Origin of the sequence: Cryobacterium sp. Y11, from assembly GCF_002929535.1 — a bacterium.
Classification (GTDB): Bacteria; Actinomycetota; Actinomycetes; order Actinomycetales; family Microbacteriaceae; genus Cryobacterium.
Window position 1 is genome coordinate 1 of record NZ_PJJO01000033.1, and the last position, 15,610, is coordinate 15,610.

At 57.7% G+C, this 15,610-nt stretch carries 10 protein-coding genes and 1 pseudogene; all 11 read right to left on the bottom strand.

From position 1 onward, the window contains the following. Positions 1-299 precede the first annotated feature (299 nt). Positions 300-916, bottom strand: a pseudogene (locus CXY75_RS20205) (transposase); the annotation flags it as partial. A 100-nt stretch (positions 917-1,016) separates the two neighbouring features. Continuing rightward, complete coding sequence (gene narI / locus CXY75_RS00590; RefSeq protein WP_104080949.1) at positions 1,017-1,757, bottom strand: respiratory nitrate reductase subunit gamma; 741 nt, start codon at positions 1,755-1,757, stop codon at positions 1,017-1,019. Then, a complete protein-coding gene (narJ, locus tag CXY75_RS00595) occupies positions 1,754-2,401 on the bottom strand; it encodes a nitrate reductase molybdenum cofactor assembly chaperone (RefSeq protein WP_233201643.1) in 648 nt (215 codons plus the stop codon). Before narJ ends, narI begins: the two co-directional genes overlap by 4 nt. Before the next feature lie 8 nt (positions 2,402-2,409). Beyond that, the gene (gene narH, locus CXY75_RS00600; protein WP_104080951.1) at positions 2,410-4,038 is read right to left on the bottom strand and encodes a nitrate reductase subunit beta; all 1,629 of its coding nucleotides are present in this window, start codon (positions 4,036-4,038) and stop codon (positions 2,410-2,412) included. Continuing rightward, on the bottom strand, positions 4,038-7,742 hold the full coding sequence (locus CXY75_RS00605) for a nitrate reductase subunit alpha (protein ID WP_104080952.1): 3,705 nt from the start codon (positions 7,740-7,742) through the stop codon (positions 4,038-4,040). The genes narH and CXY75_RS00605 overlap by 1 nt, the downstream gene beginning before the upstream one ends. Before the next feature lie 166 nt (positions 7,743-7,908). Next, positions 7,909-8,247 (bottom strand): molybdopterin-dependent oxidoreductase, encoded by a 339-nt coding sequence (locus tag CXY75_RS00610; RefSeq protein WP_233201646.1) that lies wholly within the window; start codon positions 8,245-8,247, stop codon positions 7,909-7,911. A 163-nt stretch (positions 8,248-8,410) separates the two neighbouring features. Then, a complete protein-coding gene (locus tag CXY75_RS00615; protein ID WP_104080953.1) occupies positions 8,411-9,004 on the bottom strand; it encodes an IS30 family transposase in 594 nt (197 codons plus the stop codon). A gap of 250 nt (positions 9,005-9,254) precedes the next feature. Continuing rightward, the gene (locus tag CXY75_RS00620) at positions 9,255-12,152 is read right to left on the bottom strand and encodes a UPF0182 family protein (RefSeq protein WP_199182312.1); all 2,898 of its coding nucleotides are present in this window, start codon (positions 12,150-12,152) and stop codon (positions 9,255-9,257) included. A 609-nt stretch (positions 12,153-12,761) separates the two neighbouring features. Next, positions 12,762-13,325 (bottom strand): hypothetical protein, encoded by a 564-nt coding sequence (locus CXY75_RS00625; RefSeq protein ID WP_104080954.1) that lies wholly within the window; start codon positions 13,323-13,325, stop codon positions 12,762-12,764. Between the two features lie 994 nt (positions 13,326-14,319). Continuing rightward, complete coding sequence (locus tag CXY75_RS00630; RefSeq protein WP_233201645.1) at positions 14,320-14,871, bottom strand: universal stress protein; 552 nt, start codon at positions 14,869-14,871, stop codon at positions 14,320-14,322. Between the two features lie 296 nt (positions 14,872-15,167). After that, positions 15,168-15,353: a hypothetical protein gene (locus tag CXY75_RS00635; protein WP_146069298.1), complete on the bottom strand. Its 186-nt coding sequence runs from the start codon at positions 15,351-15,353 to the stop codon at positions 15,168-15,170. Positions 15,354-15,610: the final 257 nt, after the last annotated feature.

Consider the following 15,610-nt stretch of genomic DNA (forward strand, 5'->3'; position numbering starts at 1 on the left):
TGCCCTGCAGATGCAGCGCAATCAGGTCGACAAGAACGGACTGCAAGTTTGTACGGAGTGTTTCGGAGGCGTGCATGGTGTCCTTTCGTGGTACGGGATCGGGCTCAAAATATGAGGCCATTGCATCAGCCACAGGTGTGGTTGAGCGGGCTTCAACAAACGTCATGACCTGCTCAAGGTCTCTCTTGATGATATGACCATCAACCCAAAAACGGTCACGTCCCGCTGAGCGGTGGAGTTTCTCGACACCATACAGGTCAGTGGTGCTGATTATGCTGCAGTGAGTTCGGGAAAGGGAATCACCCCCTGAGGATGCTGGCGTCAACGGTTGCGAGGGCATCCTTGAACGCGTCCAGTTGGCGCATGGAGCCCTCCGACAAGTAGCGGCAGGTTGAAGCTTCCCACTCATCGTGTTGCTCGACGAGGACAGCGCCGGCGAGGTAGAACAGCGCCGCAGGGCGGGGAACACGCCGACGACGTCGGTTCTGCGCTTGATCTCTTTGTTGAGGTGCTCGATAGGGTTGATGGAGCAGATCTACCACCAGTGTTTGGGCAGAAACCCGCAGAACGCGAGCAGGTCGCTGCGGGCGTCGTGGAGCATCAGGGCGACCTTGGGGTGGGAGCGTTCGAGCATGCGGGTGACCTCGTCGAGCTGCGTCTGAACGTGCTTGGTGTCGGGCGAGGCGAAGATGGTGCGGATGACGCTGGCGACCATTTCCTGGCAGGCCCGCGGCACGATCAAGAGAATATTTCGCATTTGGTGCACTCGGCAACGTTGCCAGCTGGCGCCTTGGAACACGGTGCCGATGGCCTTCTTCAATCCGGTGTGCGCGTCGGAAATGACGAGCTTGACACCGTCGAGATCGCGGGTCTTTAACGACCGGAGGAAGCTGGTCCAGAACGCCCCGGTCTCGCTATGGGCTCGTCAAGGTTTTGAGACGGTTTGATGGGCGTGCTATCGGAAATGTCAGCGTCAGCAATATTGACTGCGGCCATTGAACTGGCATACTCCGCGGTCAGCGGCGGCGGGGGATAGTGTCGACTTTGTCCCAGCCACGGCGACGTGAGCGAGATCCTTCATGATCGTCGCGGCTGCGGTAGAGGACATATGGGCGGAACAGATAGTTCACCGGGGCAGTAAATGCGTGAACCAGCCGGGTGAAGGGCCAAACGGCGAACAGCGTGATGGCGAGGAAGCCGTGGAGTTGGAAGCTGAGTGGGGCGCTGACCATGAGTTCGGGTTGTGGGTTGAAGTAGAAGATGCTCCGGAACCAGACGGAGACGCCTTCGCGATAGTTGTAGTCGCCGATGGCGCCAGAGCCGGTGTTGACCAGTCCGGTCAGGATCACGATGAGAAGCATGAGATACATGAATTTGTCCATCTTGGTCGTTGCTCCGAGCACAGCTTTAGTGAAGCGACGGCGGTAGAGCAAACCGATCAATCCGACGATGGTGAAAACGCCCGCAATGGCTCCTACCGAGATAGCCATGAAGTGATACATCGCTTCCGAAACGCCGAGGGCATCGGTCCAGCTTTTCGGGATACCCAGCCCCATCACATGGCCCAAGAAGACAGCCAGAATACCGAAGTGGAACATCGGGTTGGCCCAACGCAGAATACTGTCCTCATACATCTGGCTCGATCTGGATGTCCAACCGAACTTGTCATAGCGGTAGCGCCAAATGTGACCGAGAACGAAGATGGTGAGACAAATGTAAGGAAAAATCAGCCACAAGAAGATATCAAAGACATTCATCCTGCGCCTCCGGGCATTCGTAGCAAATCGGGCATTCCATAGGGGCTAAGGCCCACTTCTTCGTCTTCTGGACCTTCTGCGATGAGCTGTTCCACCGCTTCGTGATCCTTGCCTTTCAGTGCGGGCAACGTTGCACACACTGCTTCCAGCGCTCCGCGCCACGGCGAGTCGGTTTCATTGAGATGGAGTCGGAGCAATTCAAGACCGGCTCGATTGTCCAAAATTATTTTCAGACCGGCCTGCTGGTTAGTGGTGGCAGCGAACTCAAGGACGACGCACAGGTGGTCGGGCAACTGATCGTTGGTGAGCACAAGTCCCGCGGCCGTGTAGACCTGCTTGATACGAAGCAACGCCATGCCTCGTTTTCTAGTCTCGCCATTGGAGAAGTAGGTCAAGAACAGGCAACCTCGCCTTCGTGTGTCGAAGGTGTCTACATAGTTGCTTTGTGATTCATAAATCGGATGGGTAGACAGGTGGTCAATTGTTTGCTGCAGGCCGGTGCTGAGCTTTGTCGGCAATGTAGCCACAACCTCGGTGAGAAGGTTGAGATGCGAAATAAGTTCATCGTCGGGGTAATCCATCAACATCGACGTAGCTTGCCAGGTGCGCGTTAACACGTCCGGCGGATACTTGAGCTTGGGCACTCGCGGAGTCACGGTTGGTCGTCTCCGTTGGGAAAGAGACCATCGGGGGTGCCTTTGCCGTTCCAGTTCAAGAGGTTGATCCGTACACCTTCAGGCCGTCCTGGTCCGGCGAATATCCCGATCCCGGGGTCGGCGCCCTGGTTGAGGTTCGTGCCGAATGTTTCATCCATTCCACCCATGCCGGGGCCGCCATCTACGTTCAGCGAACACTCAGTGGCAATGTTCTCCAGCTTGTGCGCATCCTCGTAATGGGCTGGCGGGATGACGTAGCGTTCCTCGTATTTGGCGATTGCTAGCAGCCGGTACATATCCTTGATCTCTTGCCCGGTCATACCAACTGACTCAGCAATGGATTCGTTCTCCTCCCAACCCATGTTGATGTCTCGCATGTACGAACGCATGGCGGCCAGCTTGCGAAGCACGGTATCCACGGGTGCGGTGTCGCCGGCGGTGAAGAGCCCGGCGAGGTATTCGATCGGGATCCGCAACCGGTCGATGGCGTTGAACAGGTTGTCTTTCTGCTCCGCGTCTTCGCCAGTCTCTCCGACTGCATCTACAACCGGGGACAACGGCGGGATGTACCAAACCATCGGCATGGTGCGATATTCGGGGTGCAGCGGTAGGGCAACCTTGTATTCGTTGACCAGCGCCCAGATCGGTGATCGCTGGGCAGCCTCGATCCAGTCTTCGGGAATGTCGGCCAGTCGTGCCTGTCGGATCACCTCTGGATCTTTAGGATCCAGGAATACGTTGCGCTGCGCTTCGTAGAGTCCATGTTCGTCGGGGGTAGATGCAGCCTCCAGGACGCGATCCTGGTCATAGAACATCAACCCGAGATAGCGTAAGCGTCCAACACAGGTCTCGGAGCAAATCGTGGGTTGGCCGATTTCGATGCGTGGGTAGCAGAACGTGCATTTCTCTACCTTGCCGGTCTTGTGGTTGAAATACATCTTCTTATAGGGGCAACCGGTCACGCACTGTCGCCAGCCGCGGCAGCGGTCTTGATCGACCAGGACGATGCCGTCCTCTTCGCGCTTGTATATCGCTCCCGTCGGGCAGGACGCCACACATGAAGGATTCAAGCAGTGCTCACAAATGCGAGGCAGGTAAAACATGAATGCCTGCTCATACTCGAATTTGATCTTGTCGCCGACCTGTTTGAGGATCGGGTCGTTGTGGCCGTGCTCAACGGATCCGGCGAGGTCGTCGTCCCAGTTCGAGGACCAGGTGATTTTCGTATCCTCACCGGTGAGCAGGGATTTGGGGCGGGCAACCGGCATGTGCTTTTGGGCTGGTGCCGTTGTCAAATTTTCGTAATCGTAGGTCCATGGCTCGTAATAATCCTTGAGACCAGGAAGGTTCGGGTTGGAGAAGATGGTGGCCAGGTTTTTCAGGCGACCGCCAGCTTTTAATTTGAGTTTACCTCGTTTATTGAGTGTCCAGCCCCCTTTCCACCTTTCCTGGTCTTCGTAGGTTCGCGGATATCCCTGACCGGGCCGGGTCTCCACATTGTTGAACCAGGCATGTTCTGAGCCCGATTTGTTGGTCCACACCTGCTTACAGGTGACCGAACACGTATGGCATCCGATGCACTTGTCGAGGTTCATCACCATCGCCATCTGTGCCATGATCTTCATCAGTACGTAACCTCCTGATTGCGACGTCGGATCACCGTGACCTCGTCGCGCTGGTTTCCCGTTGGGCCCATGTAGTTGAACGCGAAGGTCTGCTGGGCATAACCGCCGATCATATGGGTGGGTTTGATCATCAACCGCGTCAACGAGTTGTGGTTTCCGCCACGCTGCCCGGTCGTCTCAGAGATGGGCATGTCAATGAGTCGGTCTTGTGCGTGATACATGAAGACGGTTCCTTCCGGCATTCGGTGCGAGACGATCGCGCGCGCGTTGACCACGCCATTGCGATTGGCCGCTTCAATCCATTCGTTGTCCTTCACGCCGATCTTCTCCGCATCCTGCGGAGACATCCAAATAGTGGGACCGCCGCGGAAGAGCGAGAGCATGAACAGGTTGTCCTGATATTCCGAATGGATAGACCACTTGTTGTGCGGGGTGAGGTAACGCACGGAGATACCGTTGCCCGGGGTGTCACCAATTTCGGGCTCGTCGAAAAGCGCCGTCATGTCCAGCGGAGGCCGGAACGTTGGTAACCCCTCGCCCAGCTCGATCATCCAGTCATGATCGAGGTAGAAATGTTGTCGGCCGGTCAGTGTGTGCCATGGTTTGAGCCGCTCAACATTGATGGTGAACGGCGAATAACGTCGCCCACCAGTTTCAGTTCCAGACCACTCCGGAGACGTGATCACCGGGACCGGGCCGCGTTGCGTATCGGCAAAAGTAATGCGCTTACCCTCGTGTTCGGAAGCCAGGTCGTGCAGGAGAATACCTGTGCGTTTCTCCAGCGTCTTGAAGCCCTCGGTGGCCAGACGACCATTGGTTGTGCCGGACAACGCCAGAATCATCTCGCACGCCTGCACGTCTTTGAGGATGTCGGGCCGACCATCGGCGGGACCGCCTCGCACGACGCCGTTCTTCTTCTTGAGCTCGGCAATCTCCGGGCGCAGATCGAAGGTGACTCCCTTCGTGGTGGCACCCAATGTGTCCATGAGTGGCCCGATGGCCCGCATCATGTCACCGACCGCCGTGTAGTCTCGTTCAACTTCGACGATCTTGGGCATCGTGACGCCGGGCACAGGCTCACATTCTCCGTACTTCCAGTCCCGCACCCGGCCGTGTGGCGACGCCATCGCATCCGGTGTGTCATGGGTCAGGGGAACAGCGACCACGTCTGTCTGCTTGCCAAGGTGGCGCACAGCCAGTTCACTGAATACCTGTGAGATCTGTTGCCAGGCATCCCAATCGGTACGCGACTGCCAGGGCGGAGAGATAGCCGGATTGAACGAGTTAACGAAGGGATGCATGTCCGTAGTAGACAGGTCATACTTCTCGTACCAGGTGGCAGCAGGTAACACAATGTCCGAGAGCAGCGTCGACGTCGTCATTCGGAAATCAAGCGTCGTCAGCAGATCGAGCTTGCCGATAGGCGCTTCGTCATGCCACTTGACCTCTTTGGGGCGGAACCGCTCGGCCGTCTCCTTGGCGCTGACGGTGTGCGACGTCCCCAAAAGGTGATTATAAAAATACTCATTACCTTTAGCGGATGACCCGAACAGGTTCGCGCGCCACAATGACAGCACGCGTGGGAAGTTCTCGGGCGCGTCAGGATCCTCGGCAGCAAAGTTCAATCTGCCAGCTTTCAGCTCCCCGACTACATAGTCTTTGGTGGATTTGCCCTCCTCGCGTGCTTGCTGGGCAATCAGTAATGGGTTGCGGTCAAAGGTCGGGTACGAAGGCATCCAACCAAGCCGCGCAGACTGGGCGATCACATCAGCGGTAGTTTTGCCCGCCAGCTGCCCTTTGCCCGTCTGGGCCGTCAGCGTGTCCGCGCCAAACTGGTCATAACGGAATTGATCGGTGTGCAGATACCAGTAGGCGGTCTGCACCATGTTGCGAGGCGGCCGCAGCCAATCCAGACCGTTCGCCAGCTGGGTATATCCAGTCAACGGACGGACCTTCTCCTGACCGACATAGTGCGCCCAGCCGCCGCCATTGACGCCTTGACAGCCAGTGATCGTCGTCATCGTCAGGAAAGTACGATAAATAGTGTCGGAATGAAACCAGTGATTGGTGCCCGCACCCATCAAGATCATCGAGCGGCCTTTCGAATCCTCGGCGTTCTGCGCAAATTCGCGCCCGATCCGTTCGGCCTGCTCTGCTGTGACGCCGGTGATCCGAGCCTGCCATGCCGGAGTGTAGGGAGACTCAGCATCGTCGTAGCCGGTAGGCCATAGCCCAGGAAGACCCGGGCGTCCCACGCCATACTGCGCCAGCATCAAGTCGAACACCGTGGTGACGAGCCGTCCGGCCACGCGCCGCGCCGGCACCCCCCGCCGGATGACACCGACGTTGCCTTGACCAGAATCAAAGCGTGGCATATCGACGGGAACACGCTCATCAGCGTGATCAATCAGCGAAAGTCTGGGGTCGATGTCGCCGAGGTCGAGGTTCCACTTGCCCTCGCCGGTTTCACCATAACGGTGGCCCAGGGTGCCCGGCGGGACGACCAACTCGTTCGTGGCCGCGTCAATCAGCACCGTTTTGAAATCGCCGTTTTCCTGCTCGGGTTCGACCTCATCAGTGAGATCTGAAGCGGTCAGGAACTTGCCCGCGGTGAACGTGGTTTCGCCGGCGGAGTCTATTGCCTCATCCAGGGTGACCAGGAACGGCAGATCGGTGAATTTCTTCACGTAGTCGATGAAATAGGGAGTCTGCTTATCGATATAGAACTCTTTGAGGATCACATGCCCCATTGCCATCGCGAGCGCACCATCGGTGCCGGGTTCAGCATGCAGCCACTCATCGGCAAATTTGGTGCTGTCGGCAAAATCGGGTGACACGACGATGACTTTCTGGCCACGGTAACGCGCTTCGGCCATCCAATGTGCATCTGGGGTCCGTGTTACCGGAACGTTCGTGCCCCAGATCATCAAGTAGCTGGAATCCCACCAATCACCGGATTCGGGCACGTCGGTCTGGTCACCGAACACCTGCGGGGAAGCAACCGGCATGTCGGCATACCAGTCGTAGAAGCTCAACATCGAACCGCCGATCAAATTGACGAATCGGGCGCCAGATGCGTGGGAGACCATCGACATCGCCGGGATAGGAGAAAAACCCGCGACTCGGTCAGGCCCCCACTTGCGAATGGTATGCACATGAGCGGCCGCGACGATTTCGATCGCTTCATCCCAATTTGCTCGCACTAAACCACCTTTGCCGCGCGCACGCTTGTAGCGAGTCGACCGCTCGGGGTCTTCGGTGATATCTGCCCAAGCAAGGACCGGATCCTTCAACCGACCCTTCGCCTCCCGATACATTTCGAGCAGAACACCACGAATGTAGGGATACCGCGTGCGCGTCGGCGAATAGGTGTACCACGAGAAAGAAGCGCCCCGCGGGCATCCACGCGGCTCATACTCGGGCTTGTCCGGTCCTGTAGTGGGATAGTCGACGGCTTGGGTCTCCCACGTGATAATGCCGTCCTTGACATACACGTTCCACGAACAAGAGCCGGTGCAGTTCACTCCGTGAGTAGACCGGACAACCTTGTCGTGACTCCAGCGGTCCCGATAAAACGAATCCCCCGAACGTCCACCTAATTTGAGGAGAGCACGACCATCAGCAGACACGGATTCGTTCTTCTGGAAGAACCGGCGTGTATTGATTAACGCATCTGTCAGTTGGCTGTTTAAGGTGGTGTTCATAATGCCCCGTCCTTTTTGGTCACTGACCATAGCCCCGCTCACGCGAAAGCTTAGACTGAAAATACCGCCTCACAAAGGAATCCCATATCGGAACGTACGTTATCGCTCTTCTTTGATACGTAGATCGCGGAGAGATCGGCCCAGTACATCGGTCATCATGTCGGACTTAGATGGACTGTCGATAGCCGAAGAATTCGTGGCCGTTGTTGTACCCGGCCAGGCTCCCGTCCATTTCGAAGAAGTGCTCGTCGAACTCGATCCCTTTGATCCACTTGACGAGCTTGAAGCCGAGCTGGACCTCGTTCTGCAGTCGGAGCGGCGCCCCGTAGCCGGGCGAGAACGTGTCGTCATCCATGTTGTAGGCGAGCATCATCAGTTTGTAGCTCATCTGCAAGATCGGCTGGGCGTCATAGTAGATTCCATCATCCGGGTCAAGCGCGTAGGAGTAGAAGATGACCCAGATGGCATTCCGTTTTGGTTTAGCAATGTCGAAAATCGTCTGCATCGACACGGCACCCGCCTAGTGACCTCTGACCAGCCCTGAACGCAGAAGTGCTGGGTGATCTGTTTGTGATGCGATAGCGCCCGCAGCTGATTCAGGCTGAGTTCGACAATGTTTTCTAACCAACGCCGCAACACTTGATCAAATATGGCCTATTTCCTTGAGCCTATCGAAGTGCGTTGGAATGGTTCTCAACTACGTGATTCGCGTGGTCGAGCGTTGATCTTGGCGGCGACTTTAGCGAGGCGTTCGAGCCTCGTTGCCACGGCGAATGGGCGTCGCAGAAGTAAACCGGAATCGTCGTGTCCTCCTGAAAGTGAAGATACTCGGCTATTTCCGATCCTTGGTCCCAGGTGAGCGATTTCCTGAGACGCGACGGTAGAACTGCCATCGCCGTGCCGACGCGTTCGTGCGCGGTGACAGCATCGTGCTTGCCGTTCAGGTCCACGAGCAGGAGGAACCCGGTGGTGCGCTCCACGAGCGTGGCACTAGCCGACCGGTTGAACGCCCCGCAGACAAGGTCCCCTTCCCAGCGGCCGAGCACGACGCGGTCGTCGACGTCGTCGGGGCGTTCGCTGAGGAGCAAGCCGGAGAAACGCGAAAGCCTCGCGGTCGTACTATGGTGCGGCAGTCGTCCGCGTCTCCCCGTGAGCAAGTTAGGGGCAGCGTCCGCGAGCGTCTGGGCAACCTGCGGTGCGGAGCGCTTTGTGCGCGGGGACCGATTGCGGCACGCCTTGGCGTTGTCGATTCCTTGCCTCATCAGCCGAGCATATTCAACGCGCGTCTCGGCCGTCGGCGTGGCTGCCGACGGGTGCCGCGAGGTCCTTGGCTTCTCCGGAGGTGATAGTGCGCCCGTCAAATTATTGAGACAATCTGATGTGTTTTTCTTTTATGCCGCAGCTTTTTGGCGGCGGTCTGAGATGCCACGGGATTGGGATACGGCAATGCCTGCCGGACTGAAGCGACGCCGCCGGCGGTTCATTCAGCCCGCCAAGGATCGAGCGCCCGGGCTACTCGCCGAGCAGCGCCAGCATGCTCGCGATGATTTCCGCGAGCCTGTCGTCTGCGACACCGTAGGCGGCAAAATCACCCTCGGTCAGAGCAGCCTGCTTTTCGGTAAGCGCCGTGTTGGCGGCCTCTAGGAGCGCTGTCAGTTCGACGTCGGTCTTCGCATTGTCGGTGCTGGTGTCCGTGCCTTCGGTCGGGTTGACTGTGGTCGTGGCACCTCCGGTCACCGGAACGCTCGCGTCTCCGGCATCGGCTCCAGAGTCTCCTCCGAAGAGGGTGTCAAGCGCTTGATCGAGAGTGTCCTCGAAGGCGATCTGGTCGCCGAAGGCAACGAGTACCTTCTGTAGCAACGGGTAGCTGGTCTCACCTGTGGACTGCACGTAGACGGGCTGCACGTAGAGCAGTCCACCGCCGACCGGGAGGGTGAGCAAGTTACCGTTGAGCACCGTAGACGCCCCTTGACGCAGCAGGTTGAGCTCGGTCGATACCGTCGGATCGGAACTGAAGATGTTCTGTACCTGGCCGGGGCCGGGAACGGTGCCGTCCTTGGGCAGGTTGAGCAACCGCATGGTGCCAAAGCCTTCTGAGCGTTCTCCGTCCACGTTTCCGGCGTCAGCGTCGACGGCGAGGTAGCCAAACAGTACGCTTCGGCTTGACTCGCCGGTGGCTTCAGGCTGGAAGGTGGAGTACAGCGAGAACGAGGGCTCGTCGGTACCGGGTACCTGCATGGTGAGGTAATACGGCGGCTGCAGGGTGAGGTCCTCGGCTGGAGAGTTCGGATCGTTCGGGGTAATCCAGGCATCGTCCTTGGAGTAGAACGAACTCGGGTCGGTTACGTGATATTGACCCAAAATGGCGCGCTGTACCTTGAACAGGTCGGCTGGGTAGCGTACGTGACTCATGAGGTCACCGCTCATCTCGCTCATCGGCTTGATCGTGGACGGGAAGATCTTCTGCCAGGTCTGTAGCAGCGGATCTTCATCGTCCCAGGCATAGAGAACCACCTCGCCGCTATAAGCATCGACGGTGGCCTTAACCGCGTTGCGCATGTAGTTGACGCTATCCAACGCGAAGGGCTGCGGCGGGGTCTCCGTGTCGGTGATAGCTTCGCTTAGGCCTACCGGGGTGGAGTATGGGTATTCCGCGGACGTGGTATATCCGTCAATGATCCACAGCACCCTATCGTCAACGACGGAGGGGTAGGCCTCAGAGTCGAGGGTCAGATACGGGGCAACCTTTTGCACACGCGTGATTGGGTCACGGTCGTAGAGAATCTGCGACTCGTCACTGACGGAGTTGGCAAGGAAAATCTGCTCGGACTGGAACTTGAGTGCATAGAGCACGCGTTTGAAGGCGCTGTCGAGCTTGGGCCCGCCGTCTTCGCTGAATGTCGTGTAGGTCCGGCCGGCACCGTCCTCTCCGGACGGGTAGTCCAGCTCGATGGGCTCCGTGCCTTGGGGAGCGCCCACGATGGAGTATTCCGGGGAGGTCGTTCCGAAGTAGATGCGTGGTTCGAAATCACCAAGTTCTCCGGTGGTCGGAATGCCCGACTCGAGAAACACCGGCTGGCCGTCGGTGGAAAGCTCGTTGCCGTAGGCGGCAACGATGCCATAGCCGTGGGTATAGATGGTGCGGGAGTTGACCCAAGTGTTTCCGTCGTTGAGACCGTCGAGGTTGAGCCCGCGAACGGCGACGACAGCGTCTTGTGAAACGCCGTCGATCTCATACCGGTCCACGCTGAGGTTGGCTGGAAATTGGTAGTACTGACGGAACTGCTCCAGTTGAGCGAAAGAGTCGCTGACCAGCGCCGGGTCGAGAATACGAATGTTGGCCGTCGTAGCGGCGTCTTCACGCAGCGCGCCCGGTGTCGCTTCCGTGGTGGCGTTGTAGGGAATCTCGACGATGTCCGAGAGGTCGTAGGCGTCTCGGGTCAAGGTGATATTTCGTTCAATATACGTTGATTCAAGGGTACGCGCGCTTGGGTCGACTTGGAAGCGCTGTACCACCCACGGGTAGAGGGACCCAATCAGCAGACTGCTGATGATCAATAGCGCGGTGCCGATGACGGGCAGGCGCCAGCGGCCGATAATGGCAGTGACGATGAACAGGATCGCCACGACGGCAGCGATGCCAGCGAGAATCGCCAGTCCGGGGATGGTTGCGTTGACTTCGGTGTAGGCGGCACCGGTGATCAGGTCGCCGTGCGCCGTCAGCGTGGAGTACTGGTCGAACCAGATGCTCACGGCCTGCAGCAGCAGGTAGACGCCCGCGGTGACGGCGATCTGCACGCGGGCGGCCTTGCTCAGCAGAACCTCCCGGCCGATAAGACGGATGGAACCATACAGGTAGCTCGTGGCCAGGGCAACGAGCGTCGAGATAAGCACGACGGCTGAGGCGAATCCGAGCACGGACTGGTAGAACGGCAAGTCGAAGAGGTAAAACGCGATGTCGAAACCGAACTGCGGGTCGGTGGATCCCACCGTGGTGCGATTGAGCCACATGAGAATCATCTTCCACTGCATGGCCGCAGCGATTCCCGCGAACAGCCCCAGCACCGCCGGAATGGCGTACATCGCGAGTCGACGCAGCGGTTCAATGACTTCCTGATACCGGTCCAGCTGAGAGCTCAGCTTCGCGTACATCGTACGCATGCGGTACGCAAGCTGAATGCTCACGAACACGGGCACAGACATCGCCACAAATCCGATCAGAAACAGCACGATGTTAGCGGTCCACTGTGTGGTCAGAACGTTGAGAAAACCAAGTTGGGCAAACCATAAGACATCGGTATACAACCCGGCGAAGATAAAGAACAAGATCACCAGCCCTACGATGATCGCTACCGTAATAGCTAGCGGGGCTCGGCTCCGGATAGAAACGCTGGACGAAGATGAAGTCACGAATTAGCCTCTCGCTCTCAGTGCTCGGGACACGTATAACGTTAGCCCGAATATACTGATCAACGGCTAATGTCAAGGCTAATCTTGGCTGGTATTCCCCTGTGAGCAGCCTAAATAATTATTACTTAAGAAAACTATTCAACGCTCACCGAGACAACTCATGACTTTATCGGCATCTTTTGACTATCCGAATCGTGTCGTCGGCAGAGCATCTTCGCAACGTGGTGCGGATGAGTGCCTCACGGCAACTGCTTAGGTTTGCCACAAGCTTGATCCAGCCGTCTCGACCAGCCAGCCAGTGCGGGCGGCGTGTGAAAGTAGGGAGATGGGCACCTATCAGGCAGTAAAAGTTTCCGGGCTCAGGGGCCTACGGCTGATGGGGGATAACGAGAATCCGGAACGACAACATTGGTACATCGTGACCATAGACCGCGCAATCGAATAGCGCGCGTGACGTTGTGAGAAGCGATTTCACCGCCTCGGTGCTCGTTCGTAGATCGCTGGTGCTTTCACCGTTCCGTCCAATTCCCATCATCCGGGCGCGAAGGCAGCAGGTGCAGGTGCAGTTGTATCAGCGGTCTCGCGAATGTCGCCGTTGATCCGTATCTTTTAGTTGTTCGTGCTGTTGGGCATGTACGGCTCAAGCCATTTCAAGCTGCCGTCTCGTATCGGAATCTGCACTGATTCGCTGTCCGCTCCGACGGTGATAGTGACATCCGCTACTGCACCTGAAATATCATCAGCGGTCTCGAACAGGGTCGGGTGTTCCTGGAACGCAAACTGTTGCCCGGGATCAAGGGGGACGGAGATCTCGTCGTCTTGGTCTGACAGCGTCACCTGGACTTCTGCCTCTGACCCATTCAAGAGAACCCCGATGAGGCGTGCGGGCTCGGCCTCGCCGTGTGTGACTAAAAGTAGGTTCCTGACTTCGACAGGACCCACCTCCGCGTTCATGCCGAGGTTTATCGATCCCAGCTCCGTCGGGGGTATGCGCGGGGCACCGACGCCGGAGCAGCCCGACAACCCCGTGACCACAAGCATCAGCGCTGCAGCACTGACTCCAGTACGCACGACACGCCGCCTGGACGTAAGAGGAACCTTGGCCTGGCTGAGGGAGCGCAGCATGCTGCGGTCCGACAATCGCACGGAGATCAGTTCGAACATTCTGGTCATTGTGGGTCCTCCTGCTTGATCTATTACGGCTACTTGTGATCTTTCTGCTAAGGCCATCGCCCGGTCATTCATGCTTCCAACAATCAGTTTATGTGCCGCGTGCAGCTGAACCCGTGACCGATGACGCGCGAAAACGGGCGTGTTTCGGGAAGATTGCGGAGAACGTTCTTTTGCGGGACGCGATCCAAGAAAATCTTTCTGAGATAGTGGAGCCCGCATCGGACTGGCTGCCGAGTGCTCATCGATTTTCTGGGTAGCTTGAGATATACGTCGTTCACGGAAGCACGTATTAGGTATTATTTTGCCGCAGACCAACAGGCTCAGACCATAGATGACCTGTCATCTATGGATCAGGCATCGCGGGCAGCGTTCGTAACGCCGCACTATGCTGCGTTGTTCGTAGTTCTCTGGTCCTTTTCTAAGCGGACATCCGACGGCCTAACGATGACGAACGAACGTTCTCAGCGAAGTTCCGGTCCGTTTTTTCTGATGGCTCGTAACCCAAATCGCTACCCCATCAAAGACTTCGAATACTAATTCGTCGCCTGTCTTCCATTACCGATCGCCCGCCGTTATAGCTGTCTTGCTCTGGCAATCTGCAACGTGACGTTTCTTTTCGACGATGAAGGTCGAACTCACGGCTGCGTGATCGGGGCGATCGGACCAAGGCGACGACAACCAATACCAGCAAATCAGGCTTCCGATGCCAATCCCAGAAATGAACCATCCGGGGACACAATCAGTTCCGTTCCGCTTGCATCCAAATAGTGACATTCCAGTCCGAGAGGCAAACAGGAAAAATTTTCGAAGCGCCGCACTCAAGCACAGCCCAGAGCGACCAACCCGTTTTTGAGCGAGTCGTGCACCACTACGTTCGAATGTTCGGGGCGAACCTGTTCCTCCGTTAGAGCCAGAACGGAGCTGCCGTGGACTCTGCAGTGGGGCTACCGGCTAGCTTGGGGTCCTGGGATAGGACCCCGTGTGTCTGGGACGGTTATGGTCTGTCGGCTTCATGTATGAGATCCGGCACCACGACAACGGGACATCGGGCGTGTGGCACCACATGCTGGCCCACCGATCCAAGAAGTACACCGGCTAACCCGCCATGCCCTCGCGATCCGACCACCAACATTGCCGCATCTTCCGCGGCAAGAAGGAGGGCCTCTGCCGGATGCCCCTCAACTGCCTCACTGGTAATCATCACATCGTGACCGCGCGACGCGTTTTTGGCCAGTTGGGCGACCTGGCGGGATGTTGCCGTTGACAACTCACGGGCCGTATCCTCCAACGGATTCATTCCCAATGTCCCGATCCCGTCGGCACCATAAATTTGCGATTCCTGCCAGGTCATGACCACATGAATGGGAACACCGCGCAGTTGCGCCTCACTGACCGCCCAATCCACTGCAGCCTCCGACCCGGCTATCCCGTCAACTCCCACCACGATCCGTCTAAGACTGCGTCGGACTTCGGTAATGCCGATCCGCGCCTCGTCCGAGTCGTTCGAGCGCTCCGTCCCGTAATAGTTCATATCGCTGTCATCCACGAGTTCCTCCTTGCAAATCGCCTGCGCCATGACTTGGATACGGTGGATAGCTGATCATTGGCTCAGGATATCGCCGAGGGCGGCGGCTTCGATGATGCGGGCTCTTGGGTATAGGTCGGCAAGGTCCAGCAATAGTCGGCAGCCAAACCTCGCGCACGACTGTGTTCCGCTTTGTTTCTAACACATGGGTGTGCTCGCCGGCGTCGCGGTGGCCGAGGTAGGCCTCCCCTCGGTATCCGAAGAGAGAGCGTGCCCTGCCCGTCGGTGCGTTTAGCTGTCTAGAAAAGTCCGTGGACTCAGGCTGTGGCGAGGCGAGAGATGTTGGATCGGACGCATACAAACACGGCCGCAATCGTGCCGCTTCGGGTTCGGTACTTCTTCGTGCCGGCATTGAATACGACCTTGCCCCCACCCTTTGGATTCGGTTGAACGAGATGAAGGATGATGATGATGACGACGTCCTGTTCCACTTCCTGTTCCACTTCGATATCGTCGCGAGGCACAACTCGACCGCGATCGGGCTTGGAATGCGTGGGGCGTCGCAGCGTGGACAACTGGTGGCAAGGTTAGAAAATGGTCTTACCATCGATCATGAGCGCTGTCGACGATTGTGGCGGTCTTTACGGAAGTGGCTGGCTGGCCGCGTTTAAATGAGTTTTCAGGAAGAACGACGTTCGCTCGAATGCGTCTGCTGTTTCGATTGCGGCGTGGCGTGAAAGATCGGGGTCCAGCGCGAAGC

What these genes read in the sequence shown, in the direction of transcription:
- narI (WP_104080949.1), bottom strand. Translation starts at nt 1,757, where the DNA reads ATGAATGTCTTTGATATCTTCTTGTGGCTGATTTTTCCTTACATTTGT.
- narH (WP_104080951.1), bottom strand. Translation starts at nt 4,038, where the DNA reads ATGAAGATCATGGCACAGATGGCGATGGTGATGAACCTCGACAAGTGC.
- CXY75_RS00605 (WP_104080952.1), bottom strand. Translation starts at nt 7,742, where the DNA reads ATGAACACCACCTTAAACAGCCAACTGACAGATGCGTTAATCAATACA.
- CXY75_RS00610 (WP_233201646.1), bottom strand. Translation starts at nt 8,247, where the DNA reads ATGCAGACGATTTTCGACATTGCTAAACCAAAACGGAATGCCATCTGG.
- CXY75_RS00615 (WP_104080953.1), bottom strand. Translation starts at nt 9,004, where the DNA reads ATGAGGCAAGGAATCGACAACGCCAAGGCGTGCCGCAATCGGTCCCCG.
- CXY75_RS00625 (WP_104080954.1), bottom strand. Translation starts at nt 13,325, where the DNA reads ATGACCAGAATGTTCGAACTGATCTCCGTGCGATTGTCGGACCGCAGC.